The organism is Candidatus Accumulibacter sp. ACC003, assembly GCF_907163085.1.
Taxonomy (GTDB): Bacteria; Pseudomonadota; Gammaproteobacteria; order Burkholderiales; family Rhodocyclaceae; genus Accumulibacter.
The window spans coordinates 164,660-181,116 of record NZ_CAJQTX010000006.1 but is presented as its reverse complement, the minus strand read 5'-3'; the positions used below and the strand labels follow the sequence as shown (position 1 = coordinate 181,116).

The 16,457-nt window shown below is 63.0% G+C and carries 14 protein-coding genes and 1 pseudogene; 3 read left to right on the top strand and 12 right to left on the bottom strand.

All coding sequences use genetic code 11. The features are described 5' to 3' along the window. Nucleotides 1-25: 25 nt before the first annotated feature. From egtB to QZ656_RS24140, 3 genes and pseudogenes are all read right to left on the bottom strand, one after another. Nucleotides 26-1,291: an ergothioneine biosynthesis protein EgtB gene (gene egtB / locus QZ656_RS14105; protein ID WP_291994006.1), complete on the bottom strand. Its 1,266-nt coding sequence runs from the start codon at nt 1,289-1,291 to the stop codon at nt 26-28. A 584-nt stretch (nt 1,292-1,875) separates the two neighbouring features. Next, nucleotides 1,876-2,439: a cold shock domain-containing protein gene (locus QZ656_RS14100; RefSeq protein ID WP_291994005.1), complete on the bottom strand. Its 564-nt coding sequence runs from the start codon at nt 2,437-2,439 to the stop codon at nt 1,876-1,878. A gap of 336 nt (nt 2,440-2,775) precedes the next feature. Next, nucleotides 2,776-2,970, bottom strand: a pseudogene (locus QZ656_RS24140) (transposase); the annotation flags it as partial. Nucleotides 2,971-3,118: 148 nt separating this feature from the next. On the opposite strand from QZ656_RS24140, the gene QZ656_RS14095 reads away from it, so the two are divergent. The 3 genes from QZ656_RS14095 to QZ656_RS14085 all read left to right on the top strand — a co-directional run bounded on the left by QZ656_RS14095 (nt 3,119) and on the right by QZ656_RS14085 (nt 4,680). Then, nucleotides 3,119-3,337 carry a hypothetical protein gene (locus QZ656_RS14095; protein WP_291994004.1) on the top strand — a complete coding sequence of 73 codons (219 nt, stop codon included), beginning with the start codon at nt 3,119-3,121 and terminating at the stop codon, nt 3,335-3,337. A gap of 576 nt (nt 3,338-3,913) precedes the next feature. Next, nucleotides 3,914-4,471, top strand: a complete 558-nt coding sequence (locus QZ656_RS14090) for a hypothetical protein (RefSeq protein WP_291994003.1) — start codon at nt 3,914-3,916, stop codon at nt 4,469-4,471. A 17-nt stretch (nt 4,472-4,488) separates the two neighbouring features. Beyond that, a complete protein-coding gene (locus QZ656_RS14085; RefSeq protein WP_291994002.1) occupies nt 4,489-4,680 on the top strand; it encodes a hypothetical protein in 192 nt (63 codons plus the stop codon). 168 nt (nt 4,681-4,848) lie between these two features. Here the strand turns inward: QZ656_RS14085 and QZ656_RS14080 are convergent, their stop codons facing one another. The 9 genes from QZ656_RS14080 to QZ656_RS14040 all read right to left on the bottom strand — a co-directional run bounded on the left by QZ656_RS14080 (nt 4,849) and on the right by QZ656_RS14040 (nt 16,452). Then, nucleotides 4,849-5,616, bottom strand: coding sequence for a glucose 1-dehydrogenase (locus QZ656_RS14080; protein WP_291994001.1), 768 nt, complete (start codon nt 5,614-5,616; stop codon nt 4,849-4,851). A gap of 25 nt (nt 5,617-5,641) precedes the next feature. Further along, nucleotides 5,642-6,904 (bottom strand): MFS transporter, encoded by a 1,263-nt coding sequence (locus QZ656_RS14075; protein WP_291994000.1) that lies wholly within the window; start codon nt 6,902-6,904, stop codon nt 5,642-5,644. A gap of 12 nt (nt 6,905-6,916) precedes the next feature. After that, complete coding sequence (locus QZ656_RS14070) at nt 6,917-8,458, bottom strand: GMC family oxidoreductase (protein WP_291993999.1); 1,542 nt, start codon at nt 8,456-8,458, stop codon at nt 6,917-6,919. Continuing rightward, nucleotides 8,455-11,202: a glucosidase gene (locus QZ656_RS14065; RefSeq protein ID WP_291993998.1), complete on the bottom strand. Its 2,748-nt coding sequence runs from the start codon at nt 11,200-11,202 to the stop codon at nt 8,455-8,457. The genes QZ656_RS14070 and QZ656_RS14065 overlap by 4 nt, the downstream gene beginning before the upstream one ends. Nucleotides 11,203-11,253: 51 nt before the next feature. Then, nucleotides 11,254-12,261 (bottom strand): cytochrome d ubiquinol oxidase subunit II, encoded by a 1,008-nt coding sequence (gene cydB, locus QZ656_RS14060; protein ID WP_291993997.1) that lies wholly within the window; start codon nt 12,259-12,261, stop codon nt 11,254-11,256. Next, nucleotides 12,258-13,676, bottom strand: a complete 1,419-nt coding sequence (locus QZ656_RS14055; protein ID WP_291993996.1) for a cytochrome ubiquinol oxidase subunit I — start codon at nt 13,674-13,676, stop codon at nt 12,258-12,260. The genes cydB and QZ656_RS14055 overlap by 4 nt, the downstream gene beginning before the upstream one ends. A 616-nt stretch (nt 13,677-14,292) precedes the next feature. Next, nucleotides 14,293-15,021: an amino acid ABC transporter ATP-binding protein gene (locus QZ656_RS14050; protein WP_291993995.1), complete on the bottom strand. Its 729-nt coding sequence runs from the start codon at nt 15,019-15,021 to the stop codon at nt 14,293-14,295. 11 nt (nt 15,022-15,032) lie between these two features. Continuing rightward, nucleotides 15,033-15,713 (bottom strand): glutamate/aspartate ABC transporter permease GltK, encoded by a 681-nt coding sequence (gene gltK / locus QZ656_RS14045; protein WP_291993994.1) that lies wholly within the window; start codon nt 15,711-15,713, stop codon nt 15,033-15,035. A 1-nt stretch (nt 15,714) separates the two neighbouring features. After that, a complete protein-coding gene (locus QZ656_RS14040; RefSeq protein WP_291993993.1) occupies nt 15,715-16,452 on the bottom strand; it encodes an amino acid ABC transporter permease in 738 nt (245 codons plus the stop codon). Between the last annotated feature and the right edge of the window lie 5 nt (nt 16,453-16,457).

Below are 16,457 nucleotides of genomic sequence, written 5' to 3'. Positions count from 1 at the left end.
GTGCGTACTCTATCCCGGACGCGGGTCAGCGTGGCGCATCTTTGGCCAGGCGCAGCCCGGCAAACTGCCAGCGCGCGGCCGGCGGGAAGAAGTTGCGGTAGGTCGCCCGGCCATGGCCGGCGGGTGTCGCGCTGCTGCTCCCGCGCAGCACCTGCTGCCCGACCATGAACTTGCCGTTGTACTCGCTGACGGCGCCGCACAGCGGCCGGAAGCCCGGGTAAGGGTCGTACGATGAACGCGTCCATTGCCAGACCTCGCCGTACATCTCGCTGATCGCCGGGACACCGCAGGCGGCCTCCCATTCGAACTCGGTCGGCAGGCGCGCGCCGGCCCACTCGGCGTAGGCCGCCGCTTCGTAGAAACTGATGTGCGCGACCGGCGCCGCGGCGTCCAGCGGCTGCACGCCGTGCACGCCGAACACCTGCCAGTGCGCCGCCGGCGCGCGCGCATCACCGGGCGCCAACCAGTACGCCGGCGCCCGCCAGCCGTTCGCCTGCACCGCCGCCCAGCCGTCGGACAACCACAGTTCGGGGCGCTGGTAGCCGCTGTCGGCGATGAACTGCGCGTAGTCACCGCCAGCGACCAGGCGATCGGCGATCAGGAACGCCGGCAAGAGCACCGCGTGACGAGGCCGCTCGTTGTCGAAGGCGAAACCCTCGCCGTCGTGCCCGACGTTCCTTACGCCGCCCGTCATGGCCAGCCAGTGCAGCGCCAGCGGCGTGCGGGTCGACCGCGGCAGCGGCGTCGCCAGGGGCCGATAAGCCGGCAGCAGCGGATTGCACGACAGCGCGTGCACAATGTCGGTGACGATCAGCTCCTGGTGCTGCTGCTCGTGGTTCAGACCGAGCTCGAGCAAGGGCGCGGCGACGTCCCAGGTGAGCGCGTCGGCGCCGGCGATCAGCGCCAGCACGGCGGCATCAACGTGCTCGCGAAAAGCCTGCACTTCGCCGAGCGACGGCCGCGTCAGCAGACCGCGCTGCGGCCGCGGGTGACGCGGGCCCAGCGCCTCGTAATACGAATTGAAGAGCCGCGCGAAACGCTCGTCGAAAGCCGCATACGAGGCGACATGCGGCTGCAGAACGACGGCTTCGAAGAACCAGCTACTGTGCGCCAGGTGCCACTTGGTCGGGCTGGCGTCGGCCATCGACTGGATGCACTGGTCCTCGGCCGACAGCGGTGCGGCGAGCGCCAGGCTGTGCGCGCGCACACGGCGATAGCGCTCTGCCAGGCGCGCGCGCAGAGACGCGTCGAGGGTTGATAGTACTTCGCGGGACGAGGTGATCTCGGGCATCTGGACGGCTCCCTGGAATGGCGGCGCCACGCGGGTGCAAGCGGCGCCGTGGCGGACGACGGCGCCAACCCGGCGTGACCGTATCGCTGATTGTCGTCAGGGTTTCAATTACAGCACAGAAGCAGCGAGATGGGCCTGGCCTCGCGTGCCGCTAGCCGGCGTCGCCAAAAGCAGGCAGCTACCCATTGCGATTGACAATGTAGGCAGCGGTGCAACAAAGGCCAATAAACGAGACCAGCGAAAAGATTGTCTGGCGTGCCGCCGCTGATCGGCCGCCAAAGCTGCGGGCGGCCAAAAGCGCGACAAAAGCTGAGAGCAACATAAGGCCCACGAATGTGTAGACCGTTGACGTGAGCTGGGACAGAGCTTGAGTGACGGGAGGAGAAAGCATGTGTTGGCAAGATCTGTATGAGTAAGCCTCAAAGCCATCGCAGCAATGCGAAAGCGTGAAAATTCGGCGCTGGCGAGACGGCGCCGCCGGAGCAAGGAAAAGAAAATGCGACGAACATGACTAATGAGATCTCGGCGCCAAACTTTGAATTCAGGGGACCCGGAACGTGTCAATGACTTTGAGACACCGATGCTCACTGATTGCACCACTGCTGCTCACACGGAACACCATCATGATTGCCGTCCATTTTCACGCCGGGGCAGTTCTTCAAGAAGAACGTGGCTTCGGCACAGGAAGTCATTTGTGAGCAATGAGTTCTGCCATCACATTGAAAAGCCGACGACACTGTATTTTCATTGGAGTGGCTAGCGACGGCGTCCTGTGGCGCCGAAACATTCTCTTGCGCGGCCAGCCGGTGAGCGTATTTTCCGTAACCGTAGAAAGCCAAGGCGACGACAACGGCAAATGAAACGATGCGCCCAAGAGAACTCGGTTTCTCGCTCCGACCGCTCGGCTCGCACTGCCTGGGAGTGAGACGAACTGCACGATTTGGAAACAACAGATTCGTCGCTCTCGTCTTGCCGTCCTTGTCGGCCTCTATCTCAAACGTGAGTAACTCACCGACGGACGGGCGCTGACCATCTCGTGGAAAGGCTGAGACGTGAACAAAAACTTCAGGGGCTCCGCCTTTGGTCGGTGAGATAAAACCGAAGCCGCGTTCATCGTTCCATTTTGCGAGAGTGCCTTCGATGCGCATAGATTTAAAAAGCCTACGATTAGCGTTTATCTACCACCCAAAAATCCCGACTCAAGCGCTGGCGGCTCGCGGCAGATAAACCTTGTCGGACTGAACCGCCACGATGGCCATCAATGTGCGGATTGTAAGGTAGGTCGGCCGGAAGTCAATTGATTGACATGAAGCCGGCGGCAAGCTGCTCATCGACGGGTAGCAAAGCTGGCGGAAGGCCGACAAGCCGGGGCGCAGCCGGTAAGCGCGCCAGTCCTTGCACCAATGGGCTGCCATTCAGACGAAGCACTCTCCGGACGGCGCCACCGTCCGATTGCTGCGGAAGACAGAAATCGACGGCGATCATCACGGCGGCGCACGCGGATTCTCGAGATCACGTTGCGGCAAGGGGGTGGCGACGACACGAAACTGGCCAATCCCGCAATGTGGGCAGCGCGCGGGCGAGAGCAAGCCGTAGTGCCGGATACGCTTCAAAGCAGCCGGCAGGACGTATTGCAGCAAGCAGTCGATGAACCCGGTACCGGGCACGCGTCCGTTCGCTTTTTGCCGCTGGCAGTATAGGCGCCGCCGTTAACACGCGGAAGAGCACGTCCGCGCGGTCGATCCGCTCGTTGAAAATGGCCACCCCGTGCGTTTGGTCGACAGCGATTTCGGTGCCTGGCCCGGGGTTCCCAGGTCCAACCGGGAGATGGAACGTTCCATCGTCGACATGGAAGCGTCTATCGCTAGCATGGATCGTTCCATGTTTTTCATGGATCATTCTATCGCCGGGATGGATCGCTCCATGTTTTTCATGGATCGTTCTATCGCCGGGATGGATCGTTCCATGTTTTTCATGGATCGTTCTATCGCCGGGATGGATCGTTCCATGTTTTTCATGGATCGTTCTATCGCCGGCATGGAATGATCGATCGTCAGCATGGACCATTGTATCTCCCGCATCGATCGATCCGCTCACGCTCTGCGCCGAGCGCCGGCAACGACCGGGGTGGTCGCTGTCGCCAGCGGGCCATATTGCCCTTGGCAGCGTGGCTGGCGGCCGCCGTCTACGAAACTGGCCGACGCCGAGCTGAGCAACGCGTCGGATCGGCCCCTTTGCGCGGCCAGTCGGCCGCGCCACCGCTGGCAGCGCGTATCGCGGATGCTGTCACGATCGCGGACGGCGTCAACTGTCAAAGCGCTGCCGACAAATCGAGACCGTATCTGCCGCCACTCGTCGGCGCTACGCCGCGCCCAGCAGCCCGCAATCGGGTCGTGGCCCGGTATCTGTGGGCCATGCTGCCAGTACGCATCGCCCAAGCACGTGGGCCGACGCTGTGCGAGGCGGCCGCCGCGCCGGAACAGGCACGCAACGATCCTCAGTGGACTTCGTCAGCCCAGCCCGCAGCTGCAATCGAGTTCGCGCAGCGCATCGCCTGGCAGGTGGGCGGCGAGGCTCGTGTTTGGGGTGCCATTCGGCGAGATTTTCTGCAAATCGCAACGCATGCTGGCCAAAAATCGCCGATTGACGGCTTTACCCGGCGTCGGCCATCTTTCCCGAAAGCCCATTGGATTTCCTATATTTCTCCCGTATAACGATGTCTTTCCCTGCGTGGCGCGCACAAGCAACGCCGCTACCCAAGGAACCAGCAAACAGATGGGGGAAATGATGGCTCGCCACGCAAACCGTATCGTTCGCTCGATCGTCGCCGCGTATGCGTTTGTTTCCTTACCCATGGTGGCCGCTCTCATCATTCTTGTTGCCATGACCGCCGCGTTTTCAAGCAAGGCTGAAGCAATCTGCCTCAACCCTGGATGCAGTATTTGCAAAGACGTGTGCAATAGCGCCCGACAAAACCATAGCGAGGTCATGAGAGAAATCAAGATCAAGGGAAAGGACCACTACGATGCGTCGGCGGACCTGAGCAAATTCTACGAGGAGCGTGCGCCGGAATGCACCAAACGGACATTCGATCAGCAACTCGACCTGCAGAGGCTACTTGTCGGCGCCATGCAGCCGACAAGATGGTCTTGTCACCAGGGTCGCTCTTGTTCGATATGATGAAAAAAGTGTACGCCATGGAAAACAGCAAAGACTGGCAGTTTTCCGACACAAAACAAATGGGGTTTGGCTTGCTGCACAAATGGTGCCCGCTCGCCCAGGATCTGCCGATCAAAATTTGTGACGCGCCGACGTTCAAGGAAGTTGAAGAGTTTCATCATCAGTGTGTCGATAACTGCGAGAGCTATTGCCGAAAGCCGCAAGTATAAACGCTGTCTGCCGTCCGATAAATCGAGCGATAGTGGACCTGGCCTATGGTGAGGAATCGATCGGATTCCTCTTCCATGTGAAGTTTGCCGAGCCAGATCGACCGCCGAGAACGAGAATACGCCTCCTCCCGGCAGCCACCGCTACATCCGGCCCGCTCGTGCTGGCCTTTACAGCCCCGGGCTTCCCTGCATGATGCCGCCATCGGCGAAAATGGTCGTCGCCGTGATATAGCTGGCTCCTTCGCTGGCGAGGAAGGCTACGACGGTGCCGATCTCGGCGGGTTGCGCCATACGCCCCATGGGAATTGCATCGTCGAGTTTCTTGAGCAGTGCCGGGTCGTTCATCGTGGCGGTATTGATCGGCGTGGCGATGGCGCCGGGGCCAACACCGACGACCCGAATGTTGTGCGGCGCGAGTTCGACCGCCGCGGTGCGCGTGAGCATGCGCATGCCGCCCTTGGAAACGCAGTAGGGCGTGTTATTGGGCATCGGCCAGTCTTCGTGCACGGACGTGATGTTGATGATGCTGCCGCCGCCGCCCTGTTTGATCATCTGCCGCGCGGCGAGTTGTGTGCCGAAGAAGGCGCTCTTCAGATTGATCGAAAGCACCTTTTCATACTGCTCTTCGGTCGTTTCGAGTATGGAAGTGCGCGTCTCGATTCCGGCATTATTGACCATGATATCCACCCGACCGAAGGCCTCGACGGTGGCGGCAATCAGCGTTTCCAGTTCGGCGACCTGACTGACGTCGGCGTGTACGCCGATGGCCTGGTCACCGAGGGCGCGGACCTGCTGTTCCAGCGCTTCGGCAGTCTCTGGATGGACGACGTAATCGATGACGATGTTGGCGCCCTGGCGCGCCAGTTCGAGGACGATGGCCATGCCGATGCCGCTGTTACCGCCGGTAACTATGGCGACTTTTCCTTTGAGGTTCATGCTCGTCTTCCTTTTCTGAGGATGGTCATGGTTTGAACGAAGTGTCGAAATCCTGAATTCCGTGGCTAGCGCGGCCGCCGTTGCACGGCCCGCTCGGCGAGCGTTGCGGGCCCCGGACGACAAAAATAGCCAGCACCGCCATGCTCAGCGCAACCACCGTCGTCGCGCCATAGATGACGTTCAGGTCGAGGCCGGCGCGGCTTTGCAGCGGTCCGACGCCGAATGCCGCGATCCCGTAGCCGATCTGGTAGAAAGCGATCAGCCCGCCGGCCACCGAACTGCCGATGCTCGGCAGTTGCTGCTGACCGAAGCTGATCGCCAGCGGCAACAGCGCCGAACAGCCGAGGCCGGCCAGCGCGAAAATCGCCATGCCAAACAGCGGCTCGCCCTTCGGCAGCAAGGCGGTAGCGGCCAGTGCGCCAGCGACCAGCCAGGGCAGGAGTTGGCACGTTCGCTGCGGCGACAGGTACTTCTCGATGGCCGCGATAATCATCCGCCCGAGCGTTACCGAGCCCCAGAAGAGCGTCAGCGCGAGCGACGCCATGGTCGCGCTGGCGCCAAGCTCGCGGGTCATATACACCGTCGCCCAGTTGGCGTTGATCGTTTCGCAGATGCCGTACACGAGCGCGAAGGCAGCAAACAGCCAGAAGCGCGCCGGTAAGCTGCTGCGCGCCTGGTGCCCGCCTTCGGCGAGCGCCGCTGCGCCCTCGCTCAAGGGCAAACGCCGACTGAAAAGCAACAGCCCGACGATCAAGGCCACGACCAGTACCGGCAGGCCCCACCAGATTCCCAGGCCGACGAATAGCGCGACAAACAGGGGCGCCAGCGCGGTCCCCAGGCCAAGCAGCGCGTTCAGCCCGAGCACGGCGCGGTCGACCCCTTGCGGGAAAAAGGCCGCGGCAAAGGTGTTCAGCGTTGGCACCGTAAACCCGAAGCCGACACCCAGAGACGCCGTCGCGGCCAAGAGCAGGCCGTAGGCCAGGGCGTGCTGGTGCATGACCAGGCTGCTGACGATCAGCAGCGACATCGCCAGCAAGTTGGCGACCAGGCCCAGCAGGTAGATGCGCTTGGCGCCGAGTCGGCGCGCCAGGCCGGCGCCGAGCAGCGAAGCGCCAATGGCGGTGATCGCCTGCGGCACGAACATGCCGCCGTACTCGGTACTCGACAGCCCGTAGGCACCGGCGCCGGCGCCGGTGAACACCGCGCTGGCCGCCGGGAAGGTCACCAGCGCGACGCCCTGCACGACGCCGGCCAGATAGACGGCGACGATTTCGCGGCGTTGTGCCATCGCCGTCGGCCCTCAGCGCCAGCTTTCGAGGAGATGCTCGCCGACGCGCAAGGCGTTGGCGATCACCGTCAGCGACGGGTTGACGGCGCCGATGCTCGGAAAGAAGCTGCTGTCCACGACGTAGAGGTTATCGACTTCGTGCGCCTTGCAGTTCACGTCGAGCACCGAGGCGGCGGGGTCGGCGCCGAAGCGGCAGGTACCCGCCTGATGGGCAACGCCGGCGATCGGGATGTGCTTCCCGAGGTAGAGATTGTTCGGGATCAGGTGCGGGTGCATGTCCATGTGCTCGAGCATGGACTGCAGCTTGTGGCGCAGACGCTCGAGTGGCTCGAGGTTGCTGAACTCGTAATGCAGCTTGATCTCGCCCTGTGCAGTCAGCGTCACGCGATTCTGCGGCAGGCCCAGGTCTTCGCTGGTCAGCCAGAAGTCCACCGCGTGTTTGGCCATCTGATCGAGCGTGAAACCCGGTGCAAAACTCGGTGCGTCTTCCCTGAACATCGGCCCCTTGGACTTGCCGAGCATCTGGATGTTGCCGAGCGGAAACTCGTAGTCGGTGGCGCCGAGATAGAAATCGTTGACGGCCAGCGTTTTCTGGAACTCGGTGGGGTTCTCGCGCCGGGAAAGCGCGACCAGGGCAATGGCGTTGTGAAACATGTAGTGACGGCCGACCATGTCCGAGCCGTTGGCCAGGCCGCGCGGATGTTTGCTGTCTGCCGACATCAACAGCAAGCGCGCCGAGTTGGCCGCGCCGCAGGAAACGACGACGACCACGGCGGTGAATTCCTCGCGCCGGCCGTCGCGGTCGACGATCACCTTGCTGACCTCGCGGCCGCTGGCGCTGGTCTCCAGTCGGTGAACGTGTGCGTTGGTCAGTAACGTTACGTTCGGATACTTCAGCGCCGGACGAACGGCGATGACCTCGGCGTCGGCCTTGGCGTGCACCAGGCAGGGGTAGCCATCGCAGGAATCACAACGAATACAGCGGCTGTTCGGCCGGTCGGCCTCGTCGAGCATGATCGCGCTCGGCGCATACGACGGGTGATAACCCGCGCGGCGCAAGCCATCGGCGATTTCCGCGATGCGCGGCTCGTGGCTGACCGGCGGGAACGGGTAAGGCGCGCTGGCCGGCGGATCGGTCGGATCGTCGCCACGTTGGCCGTGCACCTGATACAGCTGCTCGGCCTGCGTGTAATACGGCTCAAACTCCCGGTAGCCGATCGGCCAACCGGCAGACATGCCGTCGGCCGTGCGGTGCGCAGTGAAATCGTGGGCGCGCAAGCGGAACAGCGCCGCGCCATACATCTTGGTCGCGCCACCGACGAAATAATGGACTCCCGGCTGGAACGGCCGGTCGTCGCGGTCATGCCAGGTGTCGCTGGAAACGTAACGATTCCGAACGAAGACCTCGTTCACATCCCAGTTCTGTTTTTCGCGCGGCAGATAGTCGCCGCGTTCCAGGATGAGGATGCGTTTGCCCGATGGCGCGAGCTTGAGTGCCAGCGTGCCGCCGCCCGCGCCACTGCCGATGATGATGATGTCGTAGTCCTTGCTCATGGCTTGTCCTCGCTCGGCAGCGCCGGCTTTGCTGTTGGTTTGGCGGCCGGCAGTGGCTCTGCCGGCCCGCTTCCGGGTTGCAGAAGTTTCGCCACCAGGCCGGTCCAGCCGGTCTGATGCGCGGCACCCAGGCCGCGGCCATCGTCGCCGTGAAAATACTCGTGAAACAGGATGTAGTCGCGAAAATGCGGGTCGGTCGCCAGCTTGGGATGCGATTTGAGCACCGGCCGCTGACCGTCTTCGCCCTTGAGGAACAGGCCGGTCAGGCGACGACTCAACTCATCCGCCACCGCCTTGAGCGTCAGAAACTTCCCGGAGCCGGTTGGACACTCGACCGTGAAATCGTCGCCGTAGTAGTGGTGAAATTGCTCCAGCGACTCGATGATCAGATAGTTGATCGGCATCCAGACCGGCCCGCGCCAGTTCGAGTTGCCTCCGAACAAGCCGCTGTGCGATTCGCCTGGCCAGTAGTCGACCTCGTAGCTCGTGCCGCCGACGTCGACGCGGAAGGGTTCGCGCTGGTGACGCTTCGACAGCGCGCGCACGCCGTACGGAGACAGGAAGCCGCTCTCGTCGAGCAGCCGCCGCAGCAAGGCCTTGGTGCGGTGGCCGCGCAGCAGCGAAAGCAGAACGCGATTGGCGCAGCCGGGGACATGCCAGTTCGAGATCAGCGCCGCAAGCTGCGGACGATGCTCCAGGTACCAGGCCATGCGCGCGGTGAATTCGGGCAATTGCGCGACCAGTTCGAGGTCTGCCGGCTGCACGGCAAAGAGCGGAATCAGGCCGACGATGGAATGCACGCGCAAGGGAATATTGCGCCCGTCGGGAAGGCGCAGGTGGTCGTAGTAAAACTGGTCGGTCTCGTCCCAGAGACCAGGCGAATCGTCTCCGACGCCGTTGATGGCGCCGGCGATCGCCAGGAAGTGCTCGAAGAACTTGCTCGCCAGGTCTTCATAAACATCGTTATGGACCGCCAGCTCGACGGCAATGCGCAACATATTGAGGCAGAACATCGCCATCCAGCTGGTCCCGTCGGCCTGGTTGATGAAACCGCCGGTCGGCAAGGGCTTGCTGCGGTCGAAGCAACCAATGTTGTCGAGTCCGAGGAAGCCGCCCTGGAAAATATTGCGTCCCTGCTCGTCCTTGCGGTTGACCCACCAGGTGAAGTTGAGCAGCAGCTTCTGAAAGACGCGTTCGAGAAACACCAGGTCGCCGGCATAGGACGGGTCACCATCGTCCGCGTCGCGGCGCTGCCGGCGATCGATCTGGAAGACGCGAAATGCCGCCCAGGCGTGCACCGGCGGATTGACGTCGCTGAACTCCCACTCGTACGCGGGTAGCTGACCGTTGGGATGCATGTACCACTCGCGGGTCAACAGAATCAGCTGCGACTTGGCGAACTCGGCGTCGATCACCGCCAGCGGCAGGCAGTGGAAGGCAAGATCCCAGGCGGCGAACCACGGGTACTCCCACTTGTCCGGCATCGACAAGACCTCGGCGGCGGCGAAGTTCTGCCAGTCGCGATTGCGGCCGCTTTTTCGCGCCGCCGGCGGCAGCGGCTCGCCGGTGTCGCCGTCGAGCCACTTGTGGACGTCGTAGTGAAAGAACTGCTTGCTCCAGATCATTCCGGCGAAGGCCTGGCGCTGTACCAGGCGCTCGTCGGCGTCGGCGATCTCGCGCTGCAAGTCGCCGTAGAACTGGTCTGCTTCGCTGTGGCGGCGAGCGAATATCGCGTCGAAGTCGGCAAAAGGCGGCGCGGATTTGCCGCCTGTTGCGGTACGCGCCAGGCGCAGCCGCACACGCACGCTGCCACCCGCTGGCACGCTCAGTGAGTAAAGCGCACCGGCCTTGCTGCCGGTTTGCGCAGGATTGACCGCCGACGCCTTGCCCTCGACGACGTACTCGTGGAAGGCGTCCTTGAAAAACCCCGTCGCCGCGGGCTGCTCGAAGTGGCGCCTGGCATTGGTTTCGTTTTCACAAAAAAGCAGCGTCGGCACGCCAAGGCCATCACTGTCGCAGTCCAGGCGGTATCGGCCCAGCTGCGCGTGGTCGATATTGACGCCGCCGGCAGCCGCCGAAAGCGTCGGCTTCTCGGGCTTCTCGGCCGGCGCGCGCCATGACCAGATATTGCGACAGCACAGTTGCGGCAGCAGCGACAGCGGCGCCGTCTCGGCGCCGCGATTGTGCACGCTCACCTGTATCAGGATGTCGTCGGCGGCGGCCTTCGCGTACTCGACGAAGACGTCGAAGTACGCGTCGTCGTCGAACAAGCCGGTGTCGAGCAACTCGAACTCGGCCTGCTCCGCGCCGCGCCGCTGGTTCTCCTGCAGCAGTCGGGCGTACGGGAATTCCGCCTGCGGATACTTGTACAGCATCTTCAGGTAGGAATGCGTCGGCGTCGCGTCGAGGTAGTAGTAGAGCTCCTTGACGTCCTCGCCGTGATTGCCCTCGCTGTTGGTCAGGCCGAACAGTCGTTCCTTGAGCAGCGGGTCGCGGCCGTTCCACAGCGCCAGCGAGAAGCAGAGATATTGTCGGTCGTCGCTGAAGCCGGCTATGCCATCCTCGCCCCAGCGATAGGCACGGCTGCGTGCGTGCTCGTGCGGCAGGTAGCTCCAGGCGTCGCCGTCCGGACTGTAGTCTTCGCGGACGGTCCCCCATTGCCGCTCGGAAACGTAGGGGCCCCAGTGACGCCAGTCGCTGCGGCCGGCCTTGTCGTCGGCAAGGCGTTGTTTTTCAGCGGCCATTGCTGTCTCTCCTGGCGGTGCATCAGTCGGCATCATGGCCTTTTTTCCCGATCAACCGTAGCCACCGTGCACCTTGCCGCGAAACACCCAGTACACGCCGATGGTATAGATGGCGACCACCGGCAGCACCACGACGCCACCATAGAACAGGAAGCGCAGCGAAACGTCCGGTGCGGCGGCGTTGGCCACGGTCAGGGCATAGGGCACCATGTACGGCCAGAACATCACCCCCAGGGTGAGGAACGCGGCGACGAAGAACAGCGCGGTGCAGGCAAACGGCAAGGCGTCGCGCCGCGCCCGCGCGCCCCATACCGCGGCCATCAATGCGGCCACGCCGAGCAGCGGAAAAACCCAGCCCCAGGCGCGATCGGCGAGGTGGCCCTGTGCGACTGCGCCGGCATCGACACGCAGCACGGTGGCGAAGGCCGCGGCGATGATCACGAAGACGATGGCCACCAGCCAGCCGATGCGCGCATACGCCCAGTCGCGCAGCGCGCCGTCGCTCTTGAGGACCAGCCAAGCAGCACCGAGCAGCGCATAGCCAAAAACCAGGCCGACGCCGGTGAGCACCGCGAACGGGTGCAGCCAGTCGAACGAGCCGCCGACGTATTGACCGTCGACGACGCGGATACCGCGCATCATCGCGCCGACGGCGGCGCCCTGCACGAAGGCGACAAGGACCGAGCCGATGAAGAAACCCCGGTCCCACAGCCAGCGCATGCGCTGGCTACGGTAACGGAACTCGAAGGCGACGCCGCGGAAGATCAGGCCGAACAGCAGCAGCAGCACCGGGATGTAGAAGGCGCTCAGGAAGACCGCATAGACCGTCGGGAAGGTGGCGAAAAGGCCGGCACCGACGATCACCAGCCAGGTCTCGTTGCCGTCCCAGAACGGCGCGATGGTGTTCATCATCGATACCCGCTTGGCCTCGTCGGCGGTCGTACCAAAGAGAATGCCGACGCCGAGATCGAAGCCGTCGAGGATCACGTAGACCATGATCGCCAGGGCGATCACGCCGGCCCAGAACAGCGCCAGGTTGCTGGGCTGAAGGCCGCTCATGGCTGTTGTCTCGCGCTGCGCCCGGTGGCGGTGTCGGGATTACCGGCAAAGGCCAGCGGCCGGCTGCCGGTGGCGCCGGTGAGGCCAGCGCCTGCTTTCGCGTCCGCGCCGGGGCCGTCACGCAGCAAGCAGTAGATGTAGTGCAGCCCGAAGCTGTACACCACCGCATAGACCAGCACATAACCGGCCAGCGAGAACGCCACGTCACCGGTGGTCAGCGACGGCGTGACCGCGTCCCTGGTGCGCAGCAGGCCATAGACCACCCAGGGCTGGCGGCCGACTTCGGCGGTGAACCAGCCGGTGAGAACGGCGACGAAGCCGCTCGGGAACGACAGGAAGGTGCCCCACAGGAACCAGCGCTTCGTTTCGAGCGTGCCGCGCCAGCGCAGAAAGTTGCCGAACCACGACACGGCGAGCATCACCAGGCCCATGCCGACCATGATGCGAAAGGCGAAGAACGGGATGACGACGGGCGGACGATCTTCCTTGACGAAGGATTCCAGCCCGACCTCGGCCGCAGTCCAGTTGCCCGAGGCGATCATGCTGCCGAGCCTGGGCACGGTGATGGCGAACAGGTTGCGCTCCTCGGCCTCGTCGGGCCAGCCGAGCAGCACCTCGCTGGCCGGCTGCTCGTTCTTCCAGCGCGCTTCGATGGCGGCAAACTTGGCCGGTTGGTGCTTCAGAACATAGAGACCCGTCAGGTGCCCGAAATACAGTTGCACCGGAATGATCAGCGCCACCAACGCCAGACCCCAATGCAGCATCACCCGGCCTTCGTCGCGATGCACCTGGCGCAGCGTGTACCAGGCGCCGGTGGCCGCCACGCACATGCCGGTGGTCAGGAAGGCAGCGAACAGCATGTGCGGCCAGCGCACCATCTGTACCGGGCCGAGAACGATCTGCATCCAGTCGGCCGGGATGATCTTGCCGTCGACGATGGCGTGGCCCAGCGGCACCTGCATCCAGCTGTTGTTGGCCAGGATCCAGAACGACGAGAACATGGTGCCCAGCGAGACCATGCAGCAGGCGAAGAAGTAGAAGCGCGGCGAGACACGCTCGCGGCCGAGCAGCATCACGCCGAAAAAGGTGGCTTCGAGCAGGAAGGCGGTGAAGCCTTCGTAGCCGAGCAGCGGCCCCTGGATCGCGCCGGTCTTCGCCGCCAGCACGCTCCAGTTGGTGCCGAACTGGAAAGCCATGACGATGCCGGTGACCACGCCCATGCCGAAGGACACCGCGAAGACTCTCAGCCAGAAGTCGAAGACGCGCCGGTACAGGGTGTTGCCGGTAAACAGCCGCGCGCCTTCGATGGTCGCCAACCACGCCGCCAGCCCGATGGTGAAGGCCGGGAAGATGATGTGGAAGCTGATGACAAACGCGAACTGAATTCGCGACAGGATGACGGGGTCAAGTGCCATGGCCAATTCCATCTAACTGAAGTTCAGACACCCCCGAGCATGGGCGGATGTCATCGCTATTTCGAATGCACGAAAGATTCTTCCGGAAACACATAACTGCTCGGCATGTCATGTGAACCATGAGGCCGGCGGTAAGCACGTTTGTTTGGGCAGGCAAACGGGTTTGCCAAGAGCAGCCTTGCCGCTTGTGATTGCCTGACCGCTGTTGCGACTGGTTTTGACCTGCCGGCATTTTATACAACATGACTGGAGCTCGGTGGAGCTTGTGGGCGAAGGGCCGCGCGCTCGTCAAGCCGCCAGACTTTTTGCAAGGCAAGCGGCCCGGTGCGCTGATCGCGCCGGCTATCTCGTCTTCACCCTCCCGGAGAGCGCCATTGCTTAGGCAAAACGGGTCATTCGCGGTGCCTTCGTGAGCGGCGCCGGCGGCCAAGCGATACTCCTGACAGCGGCATCCGGGAGGGCGTCGGCAGCACTGGAAAGCGCAAGGGATTGCCGGCTGCGGGCACCCGGCCCCGCAAACGAATGTCATCGTCGACCGAGCGCAAGCTGATTCCTGGAGGTGATCTCATGTCGGCGACGGAAAAGCCCAAGAAATAGCCATTCGCAAGACAGTCGCTCAGTGGTGCAGGATCTTGGCCAGGAACTGTTGCGCGCGCTCCGAGCGGGCGGCCTCGAAGAAGGCATCCTTGCTATCGTCTTCGACGATCCGCCCCTGATCCATGAAGATCACGCGTGTCGCGACACGTTTGGCAAAGCCCATTTCGTGCGTGACGCACATCATCGTCATCCCCTCCTGCGCCAGTTCGGTCATCACGTCGAGGACCTCGTTGACCATCTCCGGGTCGAGCGCCGAGGTGGGCTCGTCGAAGAGCATGCAGATCGGGTCCATGGCGAGTGCTCGGGCAATCGCCACGCGCTGCTGCTGGCCGCCGGAAAGCTGCCCCGGGTATTTGCCGGCCTGCTCGCTCAGGCCGACGCGCTCGAGCAGGCTGCTGGCCTTGGCGCGAGCTTCGTCCGGACTGCGTCCGAGCACCTTGACCTGGGCAATGCACAGGTTTTCGACGATGCGCATGTGCGGAAACAGTTCGAAGTTCTGGAAAACCATGCCGACCGTCGACCGCAGCTTGGCGAGGTCTGTTTTCGGATCACCGACGGAAACGCCATTGACGATGATTTCACCACTCTGAAAGGGCTCCAGACCATTGACGCACTTGATCAAGGTCGACTTGCCCGAGCCCGAGGGACCGCAGACAACGATCACTTCGCCCTTCTCGACCTGCGTCGAGCAATCGCTGAGCACCTGGAACGAACCGTAATGCTTGCTGACCTTGTTCATCGAGATCATCGGAAAACTCCTCAAGCCACTTTCATCTTGTTCTGGTAATGGCGGACGATTCGCGACGCGCTAAAGCAGATCACGAAATATACGGCGCCGGCAAAGAGCAGCAATTCGACCAGGCGACCGTCGCGATCGCCGACCTTGTAGGCCGCGCCAAAGAAGTCGGCGAGCGCCGAGACATAAACCAGCGAGGTGTCCTGAAAGAGGATGATCCCCTGCGTTAGGAGCAAGGGAATCATGTTCCGGAAAGCCTGCGGCAGGACCACCAGGCGCATCGACTGACCGTAAGTCATCCCGAGCGCACTGGCTGCGGCCATCTGCCCTTTCGACACCGACTGGATGCCGGCGCGGATGATCTCCGAGTAGTACGCCGCCTCGAACAAGGCGAAACCGGTGATCGCCGACGCCAGGCGAACGTCGGAACCGCGCGGCAGGCCGAGCAGGCTTTCCAGCAGCGTCGGCACGATCAGGAAGAACCACAGCAAGACCATCACCAGCGGCACCGCCCGGAAGAGGTTCACGTAAGCCGCGGCAAACCACGCCAGCGGCTTGATCGACGACAAGCGCATCAGCGCCAGCAGCGTCCCCCAGACGATCCCTACAAGGATAGCGGTGATCGTGATCTGCAGGGAAATGACCATGCCATCCCAGAGAAAGGGCCAGGCGCCGGGGATCGAAGACCAGTCAAACTCATGCATGTCATTTGCCTCCGATGTAGCCGGGGACGCGTACGCGCTCTTCAAGCCAGCGCATGCCGAACATGACGACGACGTTGATCAGCAGATAGGCGAGCGTGACGGCGATGAACGACTCGTAGGGCTGCGCCGTGTAGTCCACCAGTTGCCGCCCCTGCGCCGCCAGTTCGAGCAGGCCGATCGTCGAACACACCGCCGAGTTCTTGAAGATATTGAGGAACTCGGAAGTCAGCGGCGGCACGATCAAGCGCACCGCCATCGGCAGCAGCACGAAACGGTAGGTTTGCGGCAAGGTAAAACCCATCGCCAGGCCGGCGTTCTTCTGTCCGGGCGGCAGCGAGTTGATCCCCGAGCGGACCTGTTCGGCGACCCGCGCGCTGGTAAACAAGGCCAGGCAGAGCATCGCCGCGAAAAACTGCTGCAGGATCGGGTTGGTCTGCTTGAGCGCGTCACCCCAGGCCAGCGGCAGCAACTCGGGCATCACGAAATACCAGAGGAAGAGTTGCACCAGCAGCGGGATATTGCGAAAGACCTCGACGTAGGCGGTGGCCAAGCCCGACAAGCCGCGGTTCGGTACCGTCCGCAAGACCCCGACCACCGCCCCCACCGCCAGCGCGATCAACCACGACGACAGCGACAGGGCGATGGTCATCTTGAAACCATAGAACATCCAGCCGAGGTAGGTGTCGTCGCCGGTCGCCGTCGGCTGCAGAAAAACGTCCCAGTTCCAGTTGTAAGCCATCGATG

What these genes read in the sequence shown, in the direction of transcription:
- egtB (WP_291994006.1), bottom strand. Translation starts at nt 1,291, where the DNA reads ATGCCCGAGATCACCTCGTCCCGCGAAGTACTATCAACCCTCGACGCG.
- QZ656_RS14100 (WP_291994005.1), bottom strand. Translation starts at nt 2,439, where the DNA reads ATGCGCATCGAAGGCACTCTCGCAAAATGGAACGATGAACGCGGCTTC.
- QZ656_RS14095 (WP_291994004.1), top strand. Translation starts at nt 3,119, where the DNA reads ATGGAACGTTCCATCGTCGACATGGAAGCGTCTATCGCTAGCATGGAT.
- QZ656_RS14090 (WP_291994003.1), top strand. Translation starts at nt 3,914, where the DNA reads ATGCTGGCCAAAAATCGCCGATTGACGGCTTTACCCGGCGTCGGCCAT.
- QZ656_RS14085 (WP_291994002.1), top strand. Translation starts at nt 4,489, where the DNA reads ATGGAAAACAGCAAAGACTGGCAGTTTTCCGACACAAAACAAATGGGG.
- QZ656_RS14080 (WP_291994001.1), bottom strand. Translation starts at nt 5,616, where the DNA reads ATGAACCTCAAAGGAAAAGTCGCCATAGTTACCGGCGGTAACAGCGGC.
- QZ656_RS14075 (WP_291994000.1), bottom strand. Translation starts at nt 6,904, where the DNA reads ATGGCACAACGCCGCGAAATCGTCGCCGTCTATCTGGCCGGCGTCGTG.
- QZ656_RS14070 (WP_291993999.1), bottom strand. Translation starts at nt 8,458, where the DNA reads ATGAGCAAGGACTACGACATCATCATCATCGGCAGTGGCGCGGGCGGC.
- QZ656_RS14065 (WP_291993998.1), bottom strand. Translation starts at nt 11,202, where the DNA reads ATGGCCGCTGAAAAACAACGCCTTGCCGACGACAAGGCCGGCCGCAGC.
- cydB (WP_291993997.1), bottom strand. Translation starts at nt 12,261, where the DNA reads ATGAGCGGCCTTCAGCCCAGCAACCTGGCGCTGTTCTGGGCCGGCGTG.
- QZ656_RS14055 (WP_291993996.1), bottom strand. Translation starts at nt 13,676, where the DNA reads ATGGCACTTGACCCCGTCATCCTGTCGCGAATTCAGTTCGCGTTTGTC.
- QZ656_RS14050 (WP_291993995.1), bottom strand. Translation starts at nt 15,021, where the DNA reads ATGATCTCGATGAACAAGGTCAGCAAGCATTACGGTTCGTTCCAGGTG.
- gltK (WP_291993994.1), bottom strand. Translation starts at nt 15,713, where the DNA reads ATGCATGAGTTTGACTGGTCTTCGATCCCCGGCGCCTGGCCCTTTCTC.
- QZ656_RS14040 (WP_291993993.1), bottom strand. Translation starts at nt 16,452, where the DNA reads ATGGCTTACAACTGGAACTGGGACGTTTTTCTGCAGCCGACGGCGACC.